Annotated in this window: 12 protein-coding genes; 5 read left to right on the top strand and 7 right to left on the bottom strand. The window is 74.4% G+C overall.

Features of this window, described 5'->3' with window-relative positions:
* Nucleotides 1-295: 295 nt before the first annotated feature.
* Genes O0S08_RS26265 through O0S08_RS26255 form a run of 3 tightly spaced genes read right to left on the bottom strand, consistent with a single transcriptional unit; the run spans nucleotide 296 to nucleotide 10,817 of the window.
* A complete protein-coding gene (locus O0S08_RS26265) occupies nucleotides 296-5,296 on the bottom strand; it encodes a tetratricopeptide repeat protein (RefSeq protein WP_269032023.1) in 5,001 nt (1,666 codons plus the stop codon).
* Nucleotides 5,293-10,128: a tetratricopeptide repeat protein gene (locus O0S08_RS26260; protein WP_269032022.1), complete on the bottom strand. Its 4,836-nt coding sequence runs from the start codon at nucleotides 10,126-10,128 to the stop codon at nucleotides 5,293-5,295. The genes O0S08_RS26265 and O0S08_RS26260 overlap by 4 nt, the downstream gene beginning before the upstream one ends.
* A 41-nt stretch (nucleotides 10,129-10,169) precedes the next feature.
* Nucleotides 10,170-10,817 (bottom strand): hypothetical protein, encoded by a 648-nt coding sequence (locus O0S08_RS26255; protein ID WP_269032021.1) that lies wholly within the window; start codon nucleotides 10,815-10,817, stop codon nucleotides 10,170-10,172.
* A 49-nt stretch (nucleotides 10,818-10,866) separates the two neighbouring features.
* Between O0S08_RS26255 and O0S08_RS26250 the strand changes: the two genes are divergently transcribed.
* Genes O0S08_RS26250 through O0S08_RS26240 form a run of 3 tightly spaced genes read left to right on the top strand, consistent with a single transcriptional unit; the run spans nucleotide 10,867 to nucleotide 16,050 of the window.
* Nucleotides 10,867-14,406: a hypothetical protein gene (locus O0S08_RS26250; RefSeq protein WP_269032020.1), complete on the top strand. Its 3,540-nt coding sequence runs from the start codon at nucleotides 10,867-10,869 to the stop codon at nucleotides 14,404-14,406.
* Nucleotides 14,406-15,140: a metallophosphoesterase family protein gene (locus tag O0S08_RS26245; protein ID WP_269032019.1), complete on the top strand. Its 735-nt coding sequence runs from the start codon at nucleotides 14,406-14,408 to the stop codon at nucleotides 15,138-15,140. The genes O0S08_RS26250 and O0S08_RS26245 overlap by 1 nt, the downstream gene beginning before the upstream one ends.
* Before the next feature lie 37 nt (nucleotides 15,141-15,177).
* Entirely contained in the window at nucleotides 15,178-16,050 is an 873-nt protein-coding gene (locus O0S08_RS26240; protein ID WP_269032018.1) for a TIGR02996 domain-containing protein, read from the top strand.
* A 24-nt stretch (nucleotides 16,051-16,074) separates the two neighbouring features.
* Here the strand turns inward: O0S08_RS26240 and O0S08_RS26235 are convergent, their stop codons facing one another.
* A complete protein-coding gene (locus tag O0S08_RS26235) occupies nucleotides 16,075-16,494 on the bottom strand; it encodes a hypothetical protein (protein WP_269032017.1) in 420 nt (139 codons plus the stop codon).
* Nucleotides 16,495-16,592: 98 nt separating this feature from the next.
* Here O0S08_RS26235 and O0S08_RS26230 point away from each other — a divergent pair, with 98 nt between their 5' ends.
* Nucleotides 16,593-17,045, top strand: a complete 453-nt coding sequence (locus O0S08_RS26230) for a protein-tyrosine phosphatase family protein (RefSeq protein WP_269032016.1) — start codon at nucleotides 16,593-16,595, stop codon at nucleotides 17,043-17,045.
* Nucleotides 17,046-17,187: 142 nt separating this feature from the next.
* Here the strand turns inward: O0S08_RS26230 and O0S08_RS26225 are convergent, their stop codons facing one another.
* The 3 genes from O0S08_RS26225 to O0S08_RS26215 all read right to left on the bottom strand — a co-directional run bounded on the left by O0S08_RS26225 (nucleotide 17,188) and on the right by O0S08_RS26215 (nucleotide 18,996).
* Nucleotides 17,188-18,054, bottom strand: coding sequence for an MBL fold metallo-hydrolase (locus O0S08_RS26225; RefSeq protein WP_269032015.1), 867 nt, complete (start codon nucleotides 18,052-18,054; stop codon nucleotides 17,188-17,190).
* A complete protein-coding gene (locus O0S08_RS26220; protein ID WP_269032014.1) occupies nucleotides 18,051-18,467 on the bottom strand; it encodes a DUF6691 family protein in 417 nt (138 codons plus the stop codon). The genes O0S08_RS26225 and O0S08_RS26220 overlap by 4 nt, the downstream gene beginning before the upstream one ends.
* 97 nt (nucleotides 18,468-18,564) lie before the next feature.
* Nucleotides 18,565-18,996 (bottom strand): YeeE/YedE family protein, encoded by a 432-nt coding sequence (locus tag O0S08_RS26215; RefSeq protein WP_269032013.1) that lies wholly within the window; start codon nucleotides 18,994-18,996, stop codon nucleotides 18,565-18,567.
* A gap of 162 nt (nucleotides 18,997-19,158) precedes the next feature.
* On the opposite strand from O0S08_RS26215, the gene O0S08_RS26210 reads away from it, so the two are divergent.
* A complete protein-coding gene (locus O0S08_RS26210) occupies nucleotides 19,159-20,223 on the top strand; it encodes an SMP-30/gluconolactonase/LRE family protein (RefSeq protein WP_371879554.1) in 1,065 nt (354 codons plus the stop codon).
* The last annotated feature ends 98 nt before the right edge of the window (nucleotides 20,224-20,321 follow it).

Below are 20,321 nucleotides of genomic sequence, written 5' to 3'. Positions count from 1 at the left end.
GCGGAGCCGAAGGTTACCTCGCTACAAGAGGGCTTCCGAGTTCACCGCAAGCGCCGTGATGATCTGTCTCGCCGGACACGCGACGCGGGCGCCCCGGACACCGGCCCCGCGACCCTCGCCGCGCATCGATCCGGGACCCGCTCGCGCCGTGCGACGCTCGTTGCGGCGATCCGGGATCCACTCGAACGTCGCGCGGAGCCGATGGCGGCTCTCACGCTGTTCTGACGGGGATGTCCAGGAAGACATGCTCGAGGGGACATGCCCGTGCGGACATGTCCCCGCGCACCTGGCCAGATCAGGCGACGGCCTTGCGGAGGGCCAGGTAGGCGTCGCTCAGCATCCAGACGCACAGGTCCTGGGCGTTGCGGCTGAGGACGATGCGCTGCTTGATGTTGCCGTTGGCGAAGCCGTCGAGGAGGCAGGCCGCGGACAGGCAGCCGGCGACGTCGCCAGACAGCAGCAGGGCCATGCGCAGGTCGGTGGTGAGGGTCGCGCGGGCGGTGGCGGCCGGCTCGAAGTGGTGGCTCGAGAGGGCCTGGCAGACGCGCAGGAGCGGGCGCCGCTGGCGGCGGGGCAGGTTCTTGCCGAGGTTGTTGGCCACGTCGCGCAGGCGGCGGGCGTCGGGGTCGGCGGTGATGGCGTTGAAGACCTTCGTGACCTCGAAGCTGGCGGCGATCATCAGGTCGAGCTCGACCGGGACCAGCGAACGGACGCGGCCGCCGCCGAGAGCCCGGCGCGCCAGCGCCAGCGCCCCGAGGCCGCGCCAGCTGATCGGGTCGCCGCGCAGCCACAAGTTGACGCCCAGCCGCAGGGTCGGCTCCTCGCCCTCGTCGAGGACGGCGACGGTGTTGTTGATCGAGGTGGCGCGCATCGCCATGTCCTCGATGCCGAGCAGGCGACACCACTGCTGCAGGTGGGTCCGGATCGCGCCGCTGTCGACGTTCGGCGGCACCGGCACGGTCTCGTCGCTGTTGAGGCCGGTGAACTCGGGGAACATCCGGTCCATCGCCGTCTCGACGCAGGTCAGCAGGTCGTTGATGTCGGGCAGCTCGCCCGGCGCGAACAGGAGCTGTCGGAGCGCAGGCGTGGCGAAGGCGGCCTGCAGGCCCTGGGCCGAGGCGGGGCGCATGAAGCCGTCGGGCAACATGGTCGACTCGCCGGGCTCGAGCGCGTGGACGAGGAGCCGCGCCATCTGGGCCAGCCCCGGGTTGGGCCGGTTGGCGACCTCGGCGAGCAGGCGGATGTCGCTCGGGTTGAGCGCGCCGCGGCCGATGCCGCCGAGCATGGCGAGGCGGATCGGCTCGAGGAAGGTGGAGACGCGCTCGGTCTGGCCGAGCCGCTCGAGCAAGCGCGTGAGCAGGAGGATCGTGGTGCGGTTGCCGGGGCCGAGCTCGGCGGCCCGCTCGACGGCGGCCAGCGCCTGGGCCTCGCGACCTGGCACTTCGGCCAGCAAGCTGGCGCGGCGGAAGTAGAGCTCGTGGAGGCGGTCGGGGTCGCGCTCGCGGGCGCACAGGCGATCGAGCAGCTCGGCGGCCTCGGCGGGCTGACCTGTCCGTTCGAGCAGGCCGGCCATGAGGGTGATCGCCCGCGGGTCGTCGCCGCGCGAGGCGAGGACGATCCGGCCGTGGTCGAGCGCGCGGGCGAGGGTCTCGGGGGCGCGCGCGAGGTAGCCGGCGAGGATCAGGCGCAGGTCGACGGCCGAGGGATCGGCGGGGTCGTAGAGCGCGAGCAGCTGCTCCATGACGCGCGCCGACTCGGCCTCCTTGCCGAGCTGCTGGTAGCAGCGCACGAGGCCGCGGAGGGCCTGCTTGCCGTCGGGCCGGGCCTGGGCGGCGACGGTGAAGTAGGCCAGCGCGTCTTCGTCGCGGGTGCTCTGCTCGCCGAGGTAGACGCCGAGCTCGTAGCGCAGGCCGGCGTCGCTGATCCGGCCGAACACGGTGCGCAGGAGGTCGAGCGCGGGCTTGGGCTCGGGCAGCTGGCTGGCGAGGGCGCGGGCGAGGCCGATGGCGTCGCGGTAGTGCGGGTCGCGGCCCAGGATCTGGCCGAGCAGGCCGAGCGCGACCTCGGCGTCGGCCGGCTTGCCGGAGTTGCCGGCCCGCACCGCGGCGTCACGCGCCTCGGCCATGAGGGTGTGGACGCTGACCGCCTTGGTCTTGGGCGCGGCCGACTCGCGCGCGGCGCCCGAGGAGACGCGCTGGAGGCCGAGCTCGGCCGGCGCCAGCGAGGGCATGGCCCGCAGCGCGGCGCGGTAGGCCCGCTGGGCCTCGTTGACGGCGCCCGCCTGTTCGAGCAGCTCGGCGCTCTCGAGGTAGAAGATGGCCCGCTCGCCGTCGCTCTGGGCCCGCACCGCGCGGGCGCCGACGGCGTCGGTCATGGCCAGCGGGTTGTTCGGGTCGGACAGCAGGCCCTCGAGCAGGCGCACCGCGTACGGGTTGCCGGGGTCCTCGCGCAAGGCGCCGAGGATCGCGTTGGCGGCGAACTCCCGGTCCTCCGGGGCGGCGCTGCGCAGCAGGACCTCGGCCGACTCGACCAGCAAGGTGGCCTTGTAGTGGGTGTCCTCGCTGACGCGCGCGAGCCGGAGCCGTTGGTTGGGCAACGACTCGGTGTCGCCGACCTTGCGCAGCAGGTTCTTGTACTCGCGCAGGAGGATGGCGTCGTCGGGCGTGTGCTCGATCGCCTCCTCGTAGGTGCGCCGGGCCTCGTCGAGGTTGCGCTCGGCGAGGTGCAGGCGCGCGAGGTGGACCAGCACGCCGGCCCTGGCCGGGCCGCTCAGGTGCTGGCTCTGATCCTCGAGCAGGCGGACGAGGTTGGCGATGTCGCGGTTGGCGACCAGCAGCCGGCGCGCCCGCTCGCTGGCGAGGCCGTGCAGCGGCTGGACGGCGAGCGCGGCCCGGTAGTGCTGCAGGGCCCGATCCTCGTCGACGAAGGCGGTGTCGGACTCGGGCTTGGCGTCCTTGCGCGCGAGGGTCTCGGCGAGCAGGCCGAGGCGGTAGTGGTAGTCGGCCAGCAGCGCGGGGCTGTGCGGCAGGTCCTGGGCGCGCAGGAGGTCGTAGGCCTCGCGGATCCGGCCGTTGGCCGAGAGCAGCTGCAGCAGGGCCTCGCGCGCCGGCACGAGGTCGGGGTTCAGGCGGTAGGCGCGGGTGAGGTAGTCGATCGCCCGGTCCATGTCGCCGACCTCCTCGAAGCAGATCCGGCCGGCCTTGAGCGCGAGCACGGCGGGATCGCTGGTCGGGTCGAGCTCGGGCTCGTGCAGGCGCAAGAGGTCGTCGAGGTCGCCGCTGTCGCGGTAGAGTCGGGCCAGAGCCCGCAGCGCCGGGGTGTAGCCGGGCGTCAGCGCCAGCGCCCGCTCGTAGGCCTCGCGCGCGGTGACCCGCTGCTTGAGGTGGAACTCCTGGGCCTCGCCGAGCTCGACGAGGATCGCGGTGCGGGCGGTGTTCTCCTCGAGGCGATCGACGAGCAGCTGCAGGGTGCCGATCAGCACCGGCGTGCGGTTGTGGGTGCGGCACAGGCCGGCGAGCTGGTAGAGCGCGAGCACGTCGTCCTGATCGAGCTGGGCGATCTCCTGCAAGGTGGCGATCGCGAGGTCGACGTCGTGGAGCTCGTTCTCGGCGATGGCGGCGATCCGGCGCAGCGCGGCGAGCCGCTCGCTGCCCTCGGAGGACTCCCGCGCCTGCCGCTGCAAGGTGGCCGCGGCCTGGGCCCAGCGCCGCATCTTCTCGTAGACGCTGCCGAGCGCGCGCAGGCAGTGGGCGCTGCGCGGGTCCTCGGCGACGGCGAGCTCGTAGACCTCGGCGGCGCGCGGGAGGTTGCGCTCGAGCACCTCGTGGACGAAGCCGAGGCGCACGAGGATGGCGGCCCGCTCGGCGCCGTGCGGCTGGTGCTGGGCCCACTCGGTGAGGTGCGAGACGAGGGCCGGGATGTCGCCGGTGGCCCGCAGGATGTCGGCCAGCGCCTGCCAGACCCATCGCTGCTCGGGCAGGTGGGTGCGCACGAACCGGAGGTCGACGACGAGCAGGCGGTAAGCCGCGGCCTCGTCGTCGGTGAGCGCGTCGGGCTCGGACTCGTCGTCGCCGCTCTCCTGCAGGCGCCGCGACGTGCCGTCGTCGCTCATGGCGCTCTGGCGGGCGGCCAGCGGGGTGGCGAGCCAGCGCATGCGGGCGATCTGCTCGCGCACGATCGCCTGCTCGCGGGTGTCGTCGAGCAGCGGGGCGAGGCGGGCCAGGATCTCGAGGTAGTCAGGGTCGGGCTCGCTGCCGTTCTGGCGCGCGAGCGCCTGGCCGGCGAGGGCGTAGGCGAGGGCGTCGAGCAGGCCCTGGGCGGCCGACTCGTCGGCGTTGCGATCGAGCCAGGCGCGCACGTCGGCGAGCAGCGGCGCGGGCACGGGCTCGCTGCCGAGGACGACGACCGCGAGCTGCAAGGCGGTGGCGGCCGTGATCGGATCCTCGGCGAGGCCGGCGAGGCGGCGGTACAGCTCCGACAGCGCGGAGGGGGTGCCGCCGCCGTCGTGGCGGATCGTGCGGATCAGGCGGCGCAGGGCGGTGGCGTTGGTCGGGTCGTCGGTGTGCGCGAGCTCGAGGTAGCTCCGGCGCTGGCGCGGGTCGTCGGTGACGTGGGCGAGGTCGAGGCGCCGGGCGGCGCGCAGGGTGGCGAGGTCGATCTTGCGGACGTTGCCCGAGAGCAGCCGCTGGGCGTCGCTGTGGCGCTTGAGCAGGATCGCGGCGTCGACCGCGAGGGCGACGGCGATCGGCTGGTCGGGCACGGCCACCAGCGCGGCCTGGTAGCTGGCGTAGGCGCGGCCGACGTCGCCGGTGGCGTCCTCGATCCGCTGGCCGTGCTCGATCCACGCGGCGGCGCGGGCGGCCGCCGGCTGGCTCTCGTCGCTGGCCTCGTGGAACAGCTCGGTCAGCTCGGCCGCGAGGTCGGCCCGGACGGCCTGCACCGCCTGGGCGACCTGCTGCACGGCGGCGCTGCCGGCCGCGAGCGCCTCGTCGCCCTCGACCAGGCCGAGGCGCTCGCGCTGGACTCGACCTGTCTCTCCGGTCAGGGCGGCGCGCAGGTCGGGGCTCTGCTCGCGCGCGGCCTCGGCGGCCAGGACGTCGGAGAGCAGCCACCAGTCGACCGCCGGCAGGGCCAGGGCGCCGGCGGCCAGCGGCAGGTCGAGCGGCCAGAAGGCGTCGGGCAGGTCGAGCAGCGACGGCGGCGGGCCGCTGCCGGTGACGCGCTCGGCCGGGGCGGCGCCCAGGTCGAGCGGGCGGCCGCACTCGTCGAGAGGGAGGGGCTTGCGCGGAGCGGTCATGCGGGGAGCTCCTCGACGTCGCTCAGCTCGAGCTCGAGCTCGACGTTGTAGCCGAGGGCGCGACGCAGGGCGAGGTGCTCCTCGGACACGAGGTAGGCGACCAGGGCCGCGGCGCGCGGGGCAGCGAGGCTGGGGGCCGCGGCCGCGCCGGACCCGGCGGGCTTGGCAGAGAGGCGGCGCAGCGGCACGCGCGGATCGCCGCAGGCGATCGCGCCGGCCCGGTCCTCGCCCTGACGCAAGGTGTCCCGAAGGACAGGCTGCGAGAACTGCTGGAGGTTGCGCGCCAGGACCTCGGCGTCGTCGCCGAAGTCGACCGCCACGCCGGCGCCGGCGAGGCCCTCGATGATCGTGTCGGAGACGCTCTCGTCGCGCGGGTGAATGTCGTCGAGCTCGACGCCGGCGCAGCTGGCGAGGCCGTGCAGGACCGCCATGACGCCGACGTCGTCCATGCCGTGGTGGAGGTGGTCGCCGCCGGTCGACAGGCGGAACAGGGCCCGGCCGATGGCCTCGCGCGAGGCGGGGGCGAACGGAGCGCTGTTGATCTTGCGGCCGATGAGCAGCACCGGCGCGGTGCCGACGTGGGCGACCACGCCGTTGTCGTCGCTCGGGTTGAGGAACAGCAGCGGATCGCCGACGCCGAGGGTGCGGGCCAGAGCGCGGGTGACGACGGCGACCGAGCTAGCGGCCGGCAAGCTGTGGCGCTGCGCCAGGTTGACCGGCGGCGGCGGTGCACCTGGTATTCCGGACATGTACTTGACGCCAGCTTGCAAGAGGTGCACGGCGGCGGCGCAGGCGGGGTCGTCGATGGTGAAGAACGGCTGCGGCTTGTCCGGCGCGGTCGGCAATGGCCACGGCGCCGGCTGCAGGACCTCGCAGCGCCGGCTGACCGGGACGAGGTCGGGGTCGACGGTCTCGAGCACCGCGGCGCACACGTAGACGCCGCCCGACTCCTCGGCGGCGTCGAACAGGCGCAGGAGGCCGACGATCGGGTCGGCGTCGACGAGCTCGGCCTCGGGGCGGGCGCCGAGCTTCGGCGGCCGCGTCAGGCCGCGGTCGCGCAGGAGGGCCCGCTGGGCGGCGATGCCGGCCTGCAGGGCGACGCGGGCCTCGTCGGCGCGGCCGAGCTCGATGAGCAGGGCGTGCAGCTCGAGGATGACGTCGGTGTTGGCCGGGCGCAGGCGCAGCAGCTCGCGGAGCAGGCCGGCGGCCTCCTCGGGGCGGCCGCGGACGCGGCGATCGATGTCGGCGAGGGCCCGCAGGCTGCGCACGCGCTCGTCGGCGTCGCCGAGCTCGAGCAGGCGCTGGAGCACCTCGACCCGCTGATCGACGGTGCCGATCGCGGAGGCGATCCGGTCGGCGGCCCGCAAGGCGACGAACGACTGGAAGCCGCCGCGGCTGGCGGCCAGGTAGTGCTCGAAGGCGGCGTCCGGGGCCCCGTTGCGCTCGTGCGCGTCGGCCAGCAGGAACTCGAGCACCGCCCGCAGCTCGGGCGAGGTCTCGCGGCGCAGGGCCTCCTGCAGCTGGCCGACAGCCTCGGCGCCGCGGCCGGCGCGGGCGTAGAGGCGGGCGAGGTCGACGCGCAGGGCGACGTGCTCGGGGAACGAGCCGACGGCCCGCTCGAGCAGGACCGCGGCGGCGCCGTTGCCGTCGCTGACCTCGACGACCCGGCCGATCGCGCGGGCGGCCTCGGGGGTGAGGGTGCGGGCGGCGGTGAGGGCGTCGAAGCGGCGGGTGAGCGGGCCGACCAGCGGCACCGCGCCCTCGCGGCCGTGCTGCTCGCGGGTCCGCCACAGCGCGGAGAAGGCCGGATCGGAGGCGGGCTCGATCTCGAGGGCGCGCGCCAGGGCCCGCCAGGCCCGCGACGGATCGCGGGCCCGCACCGCCAGCAGGCCGGCGCGCACGCACAGGGCGTGCTGGTGGGCCGGATCGCCGACGAGGAGGGCGAGCTGGGCCAGCAGATCGGCGGCGACGACGAGGTCGGCCGCGGCGCCGCACTGCTCCATCAAGCAGGCCTTGGCGTGCAGGGCCGGCAGGTACTTGGGCCAGGTGACGAGGGCGGCGTTGAGGCGCGACAGGGCCTCGTCGAGGTCGCCGGCGCGGAGGTACAGATCGGCGCTGCCGCACAGCAGGGCGGCTCGCTCGACGTAGTCCTTCTCGCCGGCGGCGGCGGTGTTGAGCTCGGCGGCGGCGCGGCGCGTGGGGGCGAGGTTGCGGCGGGCGACGATCCGGGCCTGGCCGCGGCGGGCCGGCTCGTAGCGCGAGTCCTTGGCCACGATCTCGGTGTAGCCGGCGTCGGCGGCGTCGAGGTCGCCGGCCGACTCGGCGGCGCGGGCGGCCCGGTAGCGCAGGCTGTGCGTGAAGGTCAGGTCGGCCGACTCGTCGGCGGTGATCGCGAGCGCGGCCGTCATGCCGGCGCGCACGAGGTCCGGGCGGCGGCTGAAGCGGGCGGCGCGGGCGAGCCGGAGCTGGGTGTTGAGGTCGCGCGGGCGGGCGTCGGCGGCGGCCTCGAGGTACTGCACGCCGAGCGCGGGCGAGTCGGACATCTCGGCCAGCAGCAGGGCCGCGGCCTGGCGGTTTCCGAGGCCGCGCTCGTGGGCCAGAGCGCCGCGGGCGGCCGCTCGCAGCTCGGCGGCGTCGCCGTTGGCGGCGCAGTGCTCGAGCAAGGTGGTCCAGCCGCCGCCGAGGCTCGGCCACTGGGCGAGGGCGCGGCGCAGCTCGCCGGTGGCCTCCTGGGCCTGACCGGGGTCGGCCCAGATCCCGGCGGGATCGCTGGCCCGCACCAGAGCGGCGCGGTAGATGAGCAGGGCCCGGGCCCGCTGGCCGCGCGACAGGTCGAAGTGCCGCGCGAGGTAGCCGAGCAGCGCCTCGGTGCGCCCGAGCGCGGCGGCCAGCCGCTCGCCGGTGTGCAGCAGCGAGAGGTGGTCGGGCCAGGTCTGAAGGACCAGGTCGACCTCGTCGAGCGCCTGCGGCAGCTCGCCGAGCGCGAGCAGGCGGTGGAGGATCTCGAGGTGCAGCGACAGCCGCTGCGCCGGATCGACGGCGCGCTGCAGGCGGCGGCGCAGCAGGTCGATGATGCCGACGTCGTCGCCGCGGTCGCGGAGGATCCGCTCGAGCAGCGCGAGCGTCGGCGGGTGGTCGGGGACCTCCTCGAGCGACTCCTGCAGGCTGGCCTCGGCGTGGCCCGTGTCGCCCATCTGCAGCGCCAGCTCGGCGCTGCGGAACAGCAGCTTGGCGCGCCGCAGCGGGCTGATGGTCAGCTTGATCTCCTGCTCGGTGACCTGCAGCAGCTCGCGGGCGCGGCCGGCCCGGGCGAGCAGGCGCGCCAGCTGTTGCAGCGACGGCAGGTGCTCCGGGAACTCCTTGAGCAGGGCGACGAGGCACTTGATCGCGGCCGACGGATCGCCCTGGCGCTCGTGCAGGCGGGCGAGGATCGACAGCAGGAAGATCCGCCGCGGACCGCCGACGCCGCGCTGCAGCTCGCCGTTGTACAGCTCGCGCAGGCCGTCGAAGCGGCCGAGCTGGAGGAGCACCCGCTCGAGGCGGTCGAGCGCGGGGCGGTAGGTCGGCGAGGAGCCGACGGCCTCCTCGTAGAGCTGGCGGGCGCCCTCGAGCTCCTTGAGGTTCTCCTCGAGCACCTGGCCGGCGCGCAGCTGGGCCTGGGCGCGCTCCTCGGGGCTGAGGCCGGCGGCCTCCGCGGTCGCGACCTGGAGCTTGAGCAGCTCGAGCAGCTGGTGCCACGACTCGTTGGCGATCAGGTAGCGGCCGGCGTCCTCGAGCGCCGGGGTGTGGCCGGGGAACAGCTTGAGCGCGCGGCGCATGGCGCCGAGGCCCTCGCTCACGCGGTCGAGGCGGATCATCGCCAGCTTGCCGAGGCGGTAGAACAGCTCGGCCTCGGCGCCGGGGTCGGAGCCGCCGATGGCCTTGAGCTGGCCGGCGCAGGCCTCGACGGCGACGTCGTAGCGGGCGGTCGCCATCGCCAGCTCCTCGAGGTTGCGCCACAGGCTGAAGTTGTCGGGCTGCAGCTTGGCGGCCGCGTGCAGCAGCGAGACGGCGCCGGCGCGCTCGCGAACCTCGCGCAGGACCAGGCTGGCGCGGGCCAGCGGGCCGGCGCGCTGCTCCGGCGGACGGGCGTCGGCCTCGGCCTCGAGCGCGCGCAGCATCAACTCGGCGTTGCCCGCGGCCTCGGCGACGCGGAACAGGTCTTGAATAAGAAGGAGGTTGCCGGGCTGCTCCTCGCCGGCGGCGATCAGCAGCGCGGCGGCGAGGTTGAGGTCGCCGCCCTGGCGGGTCTCGAGCACGGCGAGGTCGCGCGCGACGGCGGCGACGGCCCGCGGGTCGTGCAGGACCTCGAGCTGCGCCTCGAGGTTGGCGACCAGCGCCATGAGGTTGCCCTGCACGAGGGTGACGGCCTCGACCGAGCGCAGCACCGCCAGGTCCTTCGGCGTGGCGCGCAGGGCCGCCTGGTAACACTGCAAAGCGGCGGCGCGATCCTTGAAGTGGGTCTCGACCAGCTGACCCCGCTCGCGGTAGAGCGCGGCCGCCTCGCGCGGGTGGCGAGTGGCGCGGATCTCGAGGTCGAGGTAGCGAACGGAGTTGCGGATGTCGCCGCGCCGGAGAAAGATCCGGTAGAGGAGGCGCATCGCCGGCCGCAGGTCCGGCACCAGCTCCAAGGCGTGGGCGAGCAGGCGTTGGGCCTCGCCGTCCTCGCCGCGCACGACACACCAACGCGCACACGTGACGGCGACCACGGCCCGGAGTTGCGGCTCACTCGTCGGTGTCCGCGACAGCACCTGCAACATCTCGAGCAGGGGCATCTCGGCGGTTTCGGGCATCGCTCGGGCGCAGTCTACACCGGGGCGCGCGGCCGGAATACCTAGGACAGGGCGTGGGAATAATCGTCGAGCGTGTAGGTGTAGGGCTCAGACCCGCTCTGCGCCCGCCGCTGCGCCAGGAGATCGACGATGAGGGCGATCGTCTCGAAGCGGGTGGTCAGGGTGTAGAATTGATCCTCGGGGACCGGCGGGACGGCCATCAGCCGCTCCTCGATGAAAGCGGCGTCGCTGGCCCCGTCGGGCTCGGAGCCGCTCCGGATGTCGAGGTGGAGGCCGCAGTCGACGTCCTCGTCGTCCGGCTCGCGGCCGAGGATCGCGGCCAGCGCGAGCGCCACCGGCGTGAAGTGGAGGTACGCGGCGCCGAGCAGCAGGCGATACCCTCGCGGGTCGTCGGCGCGCCCGACCCACGTGCCGCCGAACTCGCGCCGCACCAGCTCGCCGAAGTAGGCCCCGGCCGACGCGGCCAGGAGCTCGAGGATCGGCGCGCGCGTCTCGCTGCGGGCGAGGCCGAGGTAGTGATCGAGGAAGGCGAGCGAGGTGACCGAGCCGTCGAGCTCGACGCCGAGGGCGCGCTTGACCTGCTCGTGCAGCTGTCGGTCGAGATCGCCCACGGCGGCGTCGAGCGCGGCGGCGTCGGGGCCGGAGGTCCGGGGGGTCGCGTCCGGTGGGGTGGTGGGCGTGTCCGTCATCGGCGCGGCAGCTTTACACCGTCCGCGCGCCGACGCTATGGTCGCGCGCGTGTCGAATCAAGGCGACTGGAGCTGGTCCGAGGAGGCCCTCTATGCGTGCCCGTGCGGCTCGCTGGTGGCGGCCCGAAGGTGGCGCTGGCTCGATCGTCAGGCGCGACCCGAGCTGGTGGCGACGCTGCGGGCCAGCGGACCCCTCGTGGGCGCGTGTTCGCGCTGCCGGCGCCCGGCGACCGGCGGCGGCGCGTGGCTCGAGGTGGATCCGGACCGTGGCGCCGCGACTCTGGTGCTGAGCGCCGATCGCCGCGGAGATCTGATCGCGGCGCTGCAGGCCCACCTCGCGGCGCTGCAGGCCCGGCCCGACTCGGCCACGCCGTGGCTGCTGCAGCCGGCCGTCGCGTTCGTGCCGGTGCCGCCGCCGTGGGCCGAGGAGGCCGGCGAGGCGGCGCCCGAGCTGTCGCCGTGGCCGGGCCCGGCGCTCGGCTCGCGGGCCCAGGACTCCGGCGTGCGGGCCAGCGAGCCCCGCGGCGCCGACGAGCCGGCGCCGGCGGTCAAGGTCGAGGAGACAGGGCCGAAGGGGCATGTCCCAGCGGCCAGGGCTGAAGAGACAGGGCCGAAGGGGCATGTCCCAAGCGCCAGGGCCGAAGAGCCAGGGCCCAAGGGACATGTCCTGGCGGCCAGGAACGCCGAGGGCCGGCGGCCGGGCGCCGACGTGGTCGAGGCGCGGCGACGCGAGGGGTCGGGGGCGTCGGGGGCGGCGCGGCGGCGCGAGAGCTCCGGGCCGAGCGACACGCCGGCGCCGCGGCGGCGCGAGGGGTCGGGGCCGGTCGAGGCGATCGACGGGCGGCGGCGCGAGAGCTCGGGGCCGAGCGAGGCGGTCGAGGGCCGGCGGCGCGAGGGCTCCGGGCCGAGCGAGGCCGAGGCGGGCCGCGCCGGGCGGGCCGGCCGCAGCGAGTCTGCCCTGCAGGACACGTTCCCGGGCCGCCGGCGCGGGCGCTCGGCCGAGGACGTCGGCCTCGAGGAGCCCAGCAGCCTGGTGTCGGCGGCGCGGCGGTCGTTCGAGGCCAGCGGCCAGGCCGGGCGGCGGACCGAAGGGGCAGGCGCGAACGGCCAGGACGGCGCGGGCCGGGCGGGCGACGGGGCGGCGCGGCGGCCGGGCGCGGTGCTCGAAGGGACAGGTTCGAACGGACAGGAGGCTTCGGCCCTGTCCCCAGGGGCAGGTCGCCGGGCCGGCGCGGAGGCGCCGGTCGACGGCGCGCGCGCGGACGCGGGGCCGCGGCGCGCGGGCGCCGACGGTCCGGCGGAGTCCGGGCGGCGACCGGCGGTGGCGTTCGAAGGGACAGGCTCGAACGGACAGGACGCTTCGGCCATGTCCTCCGGGGCAGGTCGACGCGCCGAGGCCGAGCGGCGGACAGGCGACGGGGCCGCGGCGAGCGACGGCCGGCGGGCGGGCCCCGGAGAGGACGGGCCGTCCACGCGGCGGCCGGCGGCGGTGCTCGACGGGACCGGCGCGATCCGCCAGGACGCGGGGGGCCTGTCCGCAGGGCCAGGTCGTCGGGAGGACGGGAGCGGGCGGCGGCCGGGGGCCGAGGCCGAGCTCGACCCGGAGCGGTCGGCCCTGCGGGCGGCGGTGGCCCGAGCGTTGACGCCGGGCGCGCCGGAGACCCCGAAGCCCGCGGCGGTGCTGCCGGGCCCGACGCCCGAGGCGAGCCCGGCCGAAAGCAGCGGGGCGTGGTCGCGGCGCCAGGTCGAAGCGGCCGACGCGGCCGCGCGGCGACAGCTCGAGGGGTCCGACGGCCGCCAGGTCAACGAGGCGGCGGTGACGGGCACCTGGCCCAAGCGCCCGGTGTTCGAGGGCCCGGCCGACAGCGGCCCCGGCTGGCGGCGTGAAGAGGAGGCGCCGCGCACCGGTCGCCCGGCGCGCACGCCGGCGCCTCTGCCGGCGCGCCTCGGCAGCGACGTGCAGCGGGCCGCGCTGGCCAACCTCGGCCGCGACGGCGGGATGGTGCAGGTGACGGCGAACGTCAACGAGGCGACGGCCCGGGTGTGGGCGACGGTGCCGCTGAAGGTGCGGCCGATCCACCTGCGCGGGCTCGGCTATCCGCTGGTCGGGGTGCGCGTGGTGGCCGACGCCGGCGGCGAGGCGCTGGTGATCGACGCGGTGGTCGACGTCGGCGAGCCGGTCACGCTCGACCTCTTCAAGCAGCTGACCCGCGAGTTCAAGATCCGCCTGGCGCTGCCCGGGCACCACCGCGAGCTGGTGGCGCCGGAGCTGCAACGCAACGCGGCGGCCTGCCTCGAGAGCGCCCAGGCCCAGCTCGGCACCGGCGAGTTCCCGCCCGACGCCTACCGCACGGCCCGCGAGCTGCTGTCGGGGCGCAACGCGGCCCAGCGGCTCGAGCCGGCGCGCACGCCGATCACCGAGGCGCTGGCCGAGAGCTGCCGCGACTCGGCGGGGGCGGCCTGGACGGCGCTCGAGCGGCTCGACCAGGGATCGCGCAAGGACAACCTGGCGCGGCTGCTCGAGGTCGACGGGCTGAGCGTCGAGACGTACGAGAAGATCCGCTCGACGGTGCTCGGGGCGGCGATCGAATTCGGGCTGCCGGCCCCGGCCCGCTTCTGGCGCCGCTGGCTCGGCTCCGACCAGGCGCGCGACGTGGGGACCTTCGTGCAGAAGCTGATCGCGGCGCGTACCGCGTCGATCGCCCGCGGCGAGGATCTCGACGCCGAACAGGCCGAGGCCGCCTGGCGCGGGATCCTCGACCTCTGCCAGCACAAGAATTTGACCCCTCCGCCGGAGCTGTCCAAGGCGCTCGGGCTCGGCAAGGTCTCGACCGGGCGCCGCGCCAGCCAGCCGCAGATCAAGGCCGCGGCGGAGGTGCGGGAGACGTCGCCGGTGCAGGAGGCGCGGTCGCAGGCCCGCCTGCGCGAGCTGACGGCCCGCCTGCGCGGCTCGCCGGCGGATGGCGAGGTCCGGGCCGTGATCGGCAGCTTGCCGGAGCTGTCCGAAGCGGACGTCGCCAGTCTCCTGCCGACCCTGGCGGAGCTCGGTTCGCGGGTCGGGCCGGAGCTGCTGGCGTGCCTCCGCGCCCCCCAGCGACATGTGCGCCAGGCGGCGGCCATCCTCCTCGGCCACCTCGGCGAACGCAAAGCCGAGGGCCCGCTGGTGACGATGCTCGGCGACGAGCCCACGGGCGGGTGGGTCGATGCGGCCCGCGCGCTCGGCAACCTCGGGCCCCGGGTGGTGGGGCCGCTGTGCAACCTGCTCCGGAGCGCCCCGACCGGCCGCAAAGAGGTGGTGGGGGCGCGGGTCGCCCGCGCGCTGGCGGAGCTCATCAAGGCGGAGGGCGCGGGCCCGGGCGGGCCGGGCCGGGTGGCGGTGGAGAATTTGCTGGAGGTCGGCGATCCGTCGGTATCCTCCGCGGCCAGGCGAGCGCTTGCTACACTGGGCGCCGTGCGGGACGAGGTCGATGGCGACGAGGCCGAGGCGGCACGCCGTTTCTCTCGTCTGGCGTCGGATGCGATCGCGCCGGAGCTCGACGCCGCCGAGGACGACGAGATCGACGAAGTCGAAGTGGAAGTCGGGGACTGATGCGCTACGGGATCTTCAGTGATGTCCACGCCAACCTGGACGCCCTCGAGGCGGTCCTCCGCGCGTTCGAACGCGAGAAGATCGACGCGCTCGTGTGCCTCGGCGACACCGTCGGCTACGGCGCCCAGCCCAACGACTGCTGCGACATCGTCAAGCGCGTCACCCGGTACACGATCCTCGGCAACCACGACGCGGCCGTCGCCGGCCGCATGGACTACAGCTACTACTACGACGCGGCCCGCGAGGCGCTCGACTGGCACTCCCGCCAGCTGACCGCCGAGAACATGAACTGGCTGCGCAAGCTCAACTACTTCGAACGCGACGGCGCGACCCACTTCTGCCACGGCTCGCCGGTCGACCTCGAGGAGTTCGAGTACATCTTCAGCGTCGAGCAGGCCGCGACCTGCATCCCGATCTGGGACAGCCTCGGCCAGATCACCTTCATCGGCCACTCGCACCTGTGCAAGGCGTTCGCCATCGGCCGCGAGCGCGTGTACGAGGTGGTGACGAAGGAATTCGAGATCCACCCCGAGTTCCGCTACATCGTCTCGGTCGGCTCGGTCGGCCAGCCCCGCGACCACGACCCACGCGCGAGCTACACGATCTACGACTCGGGCCGCGGCAAGTTCGAGTTCAAGCGCGTCGAGTACGATGTCGGCGCGGCGGCGCGGAAGATCTTCAACGACGCCCGCCTGTCCGACAGCTTCGGCGCGCGCCTGTTCGCCGGGGTCTGACGCGTCGCGGCGCGCTCCCGGGGGACGAGATCGGCCCATGCAGCTTCGGGGGCTCCTGCGGGCGGTCCGCGACGCGCCGAACGACGTCGCGCCGCTGCTGGCCCATGCGACATGGCTCGAGGGACAGGCCGATCCGCTGGCCGAGCTCGTCCGCGTCCGGGTCGCGCTGACCGGCGCGCTCGCGGCGGACGCCCGGGCAGAGCTGGCCGCGCGCGAGGCGGCGCTGCTGGCGGCGCACGAGGAGGAGTGGCTCGCGCCGCTGCGGCCGGCGATCGACGGCCACACGTGGTGGCGCGGGCTTTTGGGCGTCGACACCTCGGTGCGCAAGTTCCTGGCCCACGCGGAGGCGCTGGCGTGCTCGCGGCTGGTCCGCTTCATCGACATCTCCGATTGGTCGGCCGACCTCGCGCCGGGCGAGTGGCAGGCGCTCACGGAGTGCCCGCAGCTCGAGTGGGTGACGATGCTCGGGATCCGCGGCCGCTACGCGCTGGACGGCGACGAGGCGCTGCTCGGCGACGACGAGGCCGCGGCGCTGGCGGCCTCGCCTCACACCGCGCGGCTGTTCCACCTCGACCTGAGCTTCAACGCGATCGGCGACCGCGGTGTGGCGGCGCTGGCGAACGCTCCCGGCCTGACGGGCCTCACCGAGCTCGCGCTGCGCGGCTGCATGGTCGGTGACGCGGGCCTCGTCGCGCTGGCGCAGGGTCACCTGTCGCGGCTCGAGTGGATCGACCTGTCGTACTGCGACGGCCGGCCGAGCGCCGCCGGCTGGAGCGCGTTCATCGACGCGGCGGACTGGCCGAACCTGCGCGAGCTGTGGCTGTTCGGCAACGAGCTGACGCCGGAGCTGCAAACGGCGGCCCGGGCGCGCTGGGGCTCGCGGGTGCGGCTGGCCGACGACCCGGGCTGACGTCGGTTCGCCGGTCGGCGCCGTTCAGTCGTCGTTCTTGCCGCAGGCCTTGAGCTCGGTCTGCACCTCGGCCGGGAACTGCGGGCACTCGTTGGTCTGGATGATGTCCTGGCAGCCCTGGTACGAGTTGGGGTCGTTGCAGTCGAGCATGTCCGCGAGGCAATCGTTGTACTCCTTCTGCTGGTCGACGATGCACTCGAGGCTCTCCTTGGAGGCCTTCTTGTCGGCCGCCAGCGCGTCCTCGAGGCAGTCGCGGTCGAACGGGCTGAGGAAGGAGGCGAACTGCGCCTCGCAGGCGGCACGGTCGGGGAACACGTTGGTGCAGTCGCACACGAGGTCGATGGTCTTGTCGTTCTCGTTCTCCATCTGGTTCAGCATCGAGTTGACCGAACAGCCGGCGGCGAGCACGACGAGCAGGGCGAGCGAGGAGGCGCGGCGCTTCATGTCGGCATGGTAGGCGAGGCGGCGGGGCGATGGCGCGCAGGCCCGCGCCGGCGATCGCAGAGCGGGGCGGCGCGAGGGTTGCTAAGCTCGCAGGACCCATGGGTAGCTATCGCCTGACATGGCGGCCCCTCGCCGGCGGCCACCTCGCAATCGGTCACAAGCCGGGACGCGACCTGCGGCAGGCGCTGGCCGAGACCGGATGCACGCACGTGCTGAGCCTGCTCGCCGACCACGAGGCGGGCGTCCCCGCCGGCGGGGTGCAGCTGCGGTTGCCGCTGGCGTCGGCCGAGCCGCCGGGGCCCGAGCGCAGCGCGGAGGTGCGGGCCTGCTTCGCCGAGCTGCGGGGGCTGCTGACGTCCGGCGCGAAGGTCTACATCCACTGCTCGGCCGGGCTGCACCGCACGGGGATGGTCGCGCACGCGTTCCTGCGCTTCCTCGGCCACTCGCGGGCGGAGGCGTTGACCCGCCTGGCCGAGCTGCGCGAGGCGACGGCCCAGGCCGCGACCGAGCCGCGGCTGGCGTGGGGCGAGCAGTTCGCCGCGGCCGAGTGAGGTGAGCGTTCGGACATGTCGATGCGGACATGTCCATAAAATCATGCGAGACATGAATGTCTATTTGGACATGTTCGGACAGGCATGCTCTGGACGCGGTCGAGACATGCCCGAATGAACCTGTCTGAACGGGCAGGCTCGATCACTCGCCGCGGGGGTTGAGCGGGATCTTCAGGTAGCTGCGGCCGTTGGGGGCCGGGCGCGGCAGGCGGCCGCCGTCGATGTTGACCTGGACGCTGGGGTAGAGCAGCTTGGGCGCCTCGAGGGTGGCGTCGCGGGCGGTGCGGAAGGCGACGAAGTCGTCCTCGTCGCGGCCGGCCGGGAGCTGGACGTTGTCGGCCTTCTGCTCGCCGACGGTGGTCTGCCAGGCGAGCGGGCGGCCGCCGGGCTGGTAGTCGTGGCACACGAACATGCGCGTGCTGTCCGGGAGGACATACAGGCGCTGGGTGATCGAGCGCCACAGGGCGCGGGCGCTGCCGGCCGGGAAGTCGCAGCGGCCGGCGCCGTAGTCGGGCATGAACATGGCGTCGCCGACGAACACCGCGTCGCCGATCCGGTAGCTCATGCAGGCGGGGGTGTGGCCGGGCGTGGCGATCGCCTCGACGTGGAGGGCGCCGACGGCGAAGCGCTCGCCGTCGCGGAGCAGGCGGTCGAACTGGCGCCCGTCGACGGGGAAGTCGGGGCCGAGGTCGTAGATGTCGCGGAAGACGGACTGGACCTCGGTGATGGCGGCGCCGATCGCCAGCGGGACGCCGGGGAAGAGCCGCTTCAGCGCCTGCGAGCCCGACAGGTGGTCGGCGTGCGCGTGCGTCTCGAGCAGCATCCCGGGGCGCAGGTCGAGCACGCGGATCCGGGCCGCGATCGCGGCGACCGACTCCTCCCACACCTTCGAGCCGACGGGCTCGTAGTCGAGGACGGGGTCGATGACGAGGGCGTCGCGCGTGTGCTCGTCGTAGACGAGGTACGACAGGGTGTTGGTGCGCGCGTCGTAGAAGTGCTCGACTTTCATGGCGAAGGGGCCTCCACGCGGGTGAACAGGAACATGCCGGCGAGCATGGCGGCGACGAACAGGACGAGGTCGCCGCCGCCGCCCGCGAGGCCGACCAGCGCCGGCCCCGGGCACAGGCCGACGAGGCCCCAGCCGACGCCGAACAGGGCGGCGCCGAGGAGGAGCTTGGCGTCGATGTCGCGCCGCATCGTCACGTGGAAGCGCGGGGCCAGCAGCGGCCGGTGGCGCTGGAGGACGGCCGGCGCGACCAGCATGTAGAGGCCGCTGGCTCCGGCGAGGACGAGCATCAGCGCGGGGTCCCAGGCGCCCGCGAGGTCGAGGAAGGCGAGGACGTTGTCGGGTCGCGTCATGCCGGCGAGGCCGAGGCCGAGCGCGAACACGAGGCCCGAGAGCAGGGCGACGAGGACGATCACGCGGCACCTCCGGCGAAGCGGTGAGCGGTGGGGGGCGCGAGCGCTGCGAGCACGAGTAACCACGAAGGAGGTGACCGCGAGGGGCGGGGCGGGACGATCACGCGGCACCTCCGAGGACGTGGCGGGCGAGCCAGACCGTGACGAAGGCGGTGATCATGAAGGTGAGGACGGCGGCCAGGGAGCGCGGCGACCGGCGGCCGAGGCCGCACACGCCGTGGCCCGAGGTGCAGCCGCCGCCGAGGCGGGCGCCGAAGCCGACGAGCAGGCCGGCGAGGGCGATGACGGGCCCCGAGTGCGGCAGGCTCTTGGGCAATGTCTCGGGGGACAGGACCCGAAGGACAGCTCCGCCGGCGACCAGGCCGAGGACGAAGGCGAGCCGCCACGCGAGATCGCCCGCGCGGGGCCGGAGCGCGCCGCCGACGATGCCGCTGACTCCGGCGATCCGGCCGGCGGCGACGAGCAGCCAGAGCGAGGCGGCGCCGATCAAGAGGCCGCCGAGGAGGGCGAAGAGCAGGGGGGAGGTGGCCATGCGTCACGCCGGGCGCCGTCTCGCGCCCCGAAGGCGGGCCCGAGCGGGCCTCGGCTCGAGCGTACGCGATGCGGGCGCGCCGACGCAGATGTCGCACCTGCGGGCGGCGTGCGCCGACGCGCGTCGCGGGGGCGGCGAAGATGGCCTACGATGACCGACTCCATGAAGTTGCTGCTGCGCCTGGTGTTGTTGCTGGTCCTGGGGCTCGGACTGTTCGCGGGGTACCTGGCGGTGGCGCCGGCGCCGATCGACCCGGCGGCGTGGGAGCCGCCGCCGGTGCCGGAGATGACGGGCCCGCTGGCGCCGAACGAGCGCCTGGCTGGGGCGACGCTGCTGGCGGTGGGGAAGATCGACGGGCCCGAGGACGTGGAGACCGACGCGCAGGGCCGGGTGTACGGGGGGACCAACGCGGGCGAGGTGCTGCGGCTGAACGGCGAGGTGCTCGAGGTGTTCGCCAACACCGGCGGCAGGCCGCTGGGCCTCGACTTCGCGCCGTCGGGCGAGCTCATCGTCGCCGACGCGAAGAAGGGCCTGCTGTCGATCAGCCCGGAGGGCCAGGTGTCGACGCTGGCCGACGCGGTCGACGGGGTGCGGCTCGGCTTCACCGACGACGTGGCGGTCGCGACCGACGGGACGATCTACTTCACCGACGCGAGCGACAAGTTCGGCTTCGGCGACCACATGCTCGACCTGCTCGAGGGCCGGCCGCACGGGCGCCTGATCAAGTACGACCCGCAGACCAAGACGTCGACGGTGCTGGCCAAGGACCTGTACTTCGCCAACGGCGTGGCCCTGAGCCGCGACGAGTCGTACGTGGCGGTCAACGAGACCTACCGCTACCGGATCTCCCGCCACTGGCTCAAGGGCCCCAAGGCCGGCACCACCGAGGTGCTGATCGAGGGCCTCCCCGGCTTCCCCGATGGGGTGTCCCAGAGCGGCCGCGGGACGTTCTGGATCGCGATGTTCACGGTGCGCAACGCGGCCGGCGACTTCCTGGCCCCGCGGCCGCTGCTCAAGAAGATGGTCGCCAACCTGCCGCGCGCGCTGTGGCCGAAGCCGGCGCCGTACGGGCTGGCGATCGAGATCGACGAGGACGGGAAGGTGCTGCAGAGCCTGCACGACCCGTCCGGCGCGGCGGTCCACCAGGTGACGAGCGTGCACGAGCGCGACGGGGCGCTCTACCTCGGCCACCTGCATCGCGACCGGATCTCGAAGGTGCCGCTTTGAGGCTGTCCTTCGAGCCATGATGATCAGGTCATGGCCTGAAGGACCTGTCCGAAGAGACAGTCGGATTTGTGGTACGTGTCCGCAGAGACATGTCCTGC

The sequence above is a fragment of the Nannocystis punicea genome (assembly GCF_026965555.1).
Taxonomy (GTDB): Bacteria; Myxococcota_A; Polyangia; order Nannocystales; family Nannocystaceae; genus Nannocystis; species Nannocystis punicea.
The sequence above is the reverse complement of the archived record's forward strand: the minus strand, read 5'-3'. Positions and strand labels throughout refer to the sequence as shown.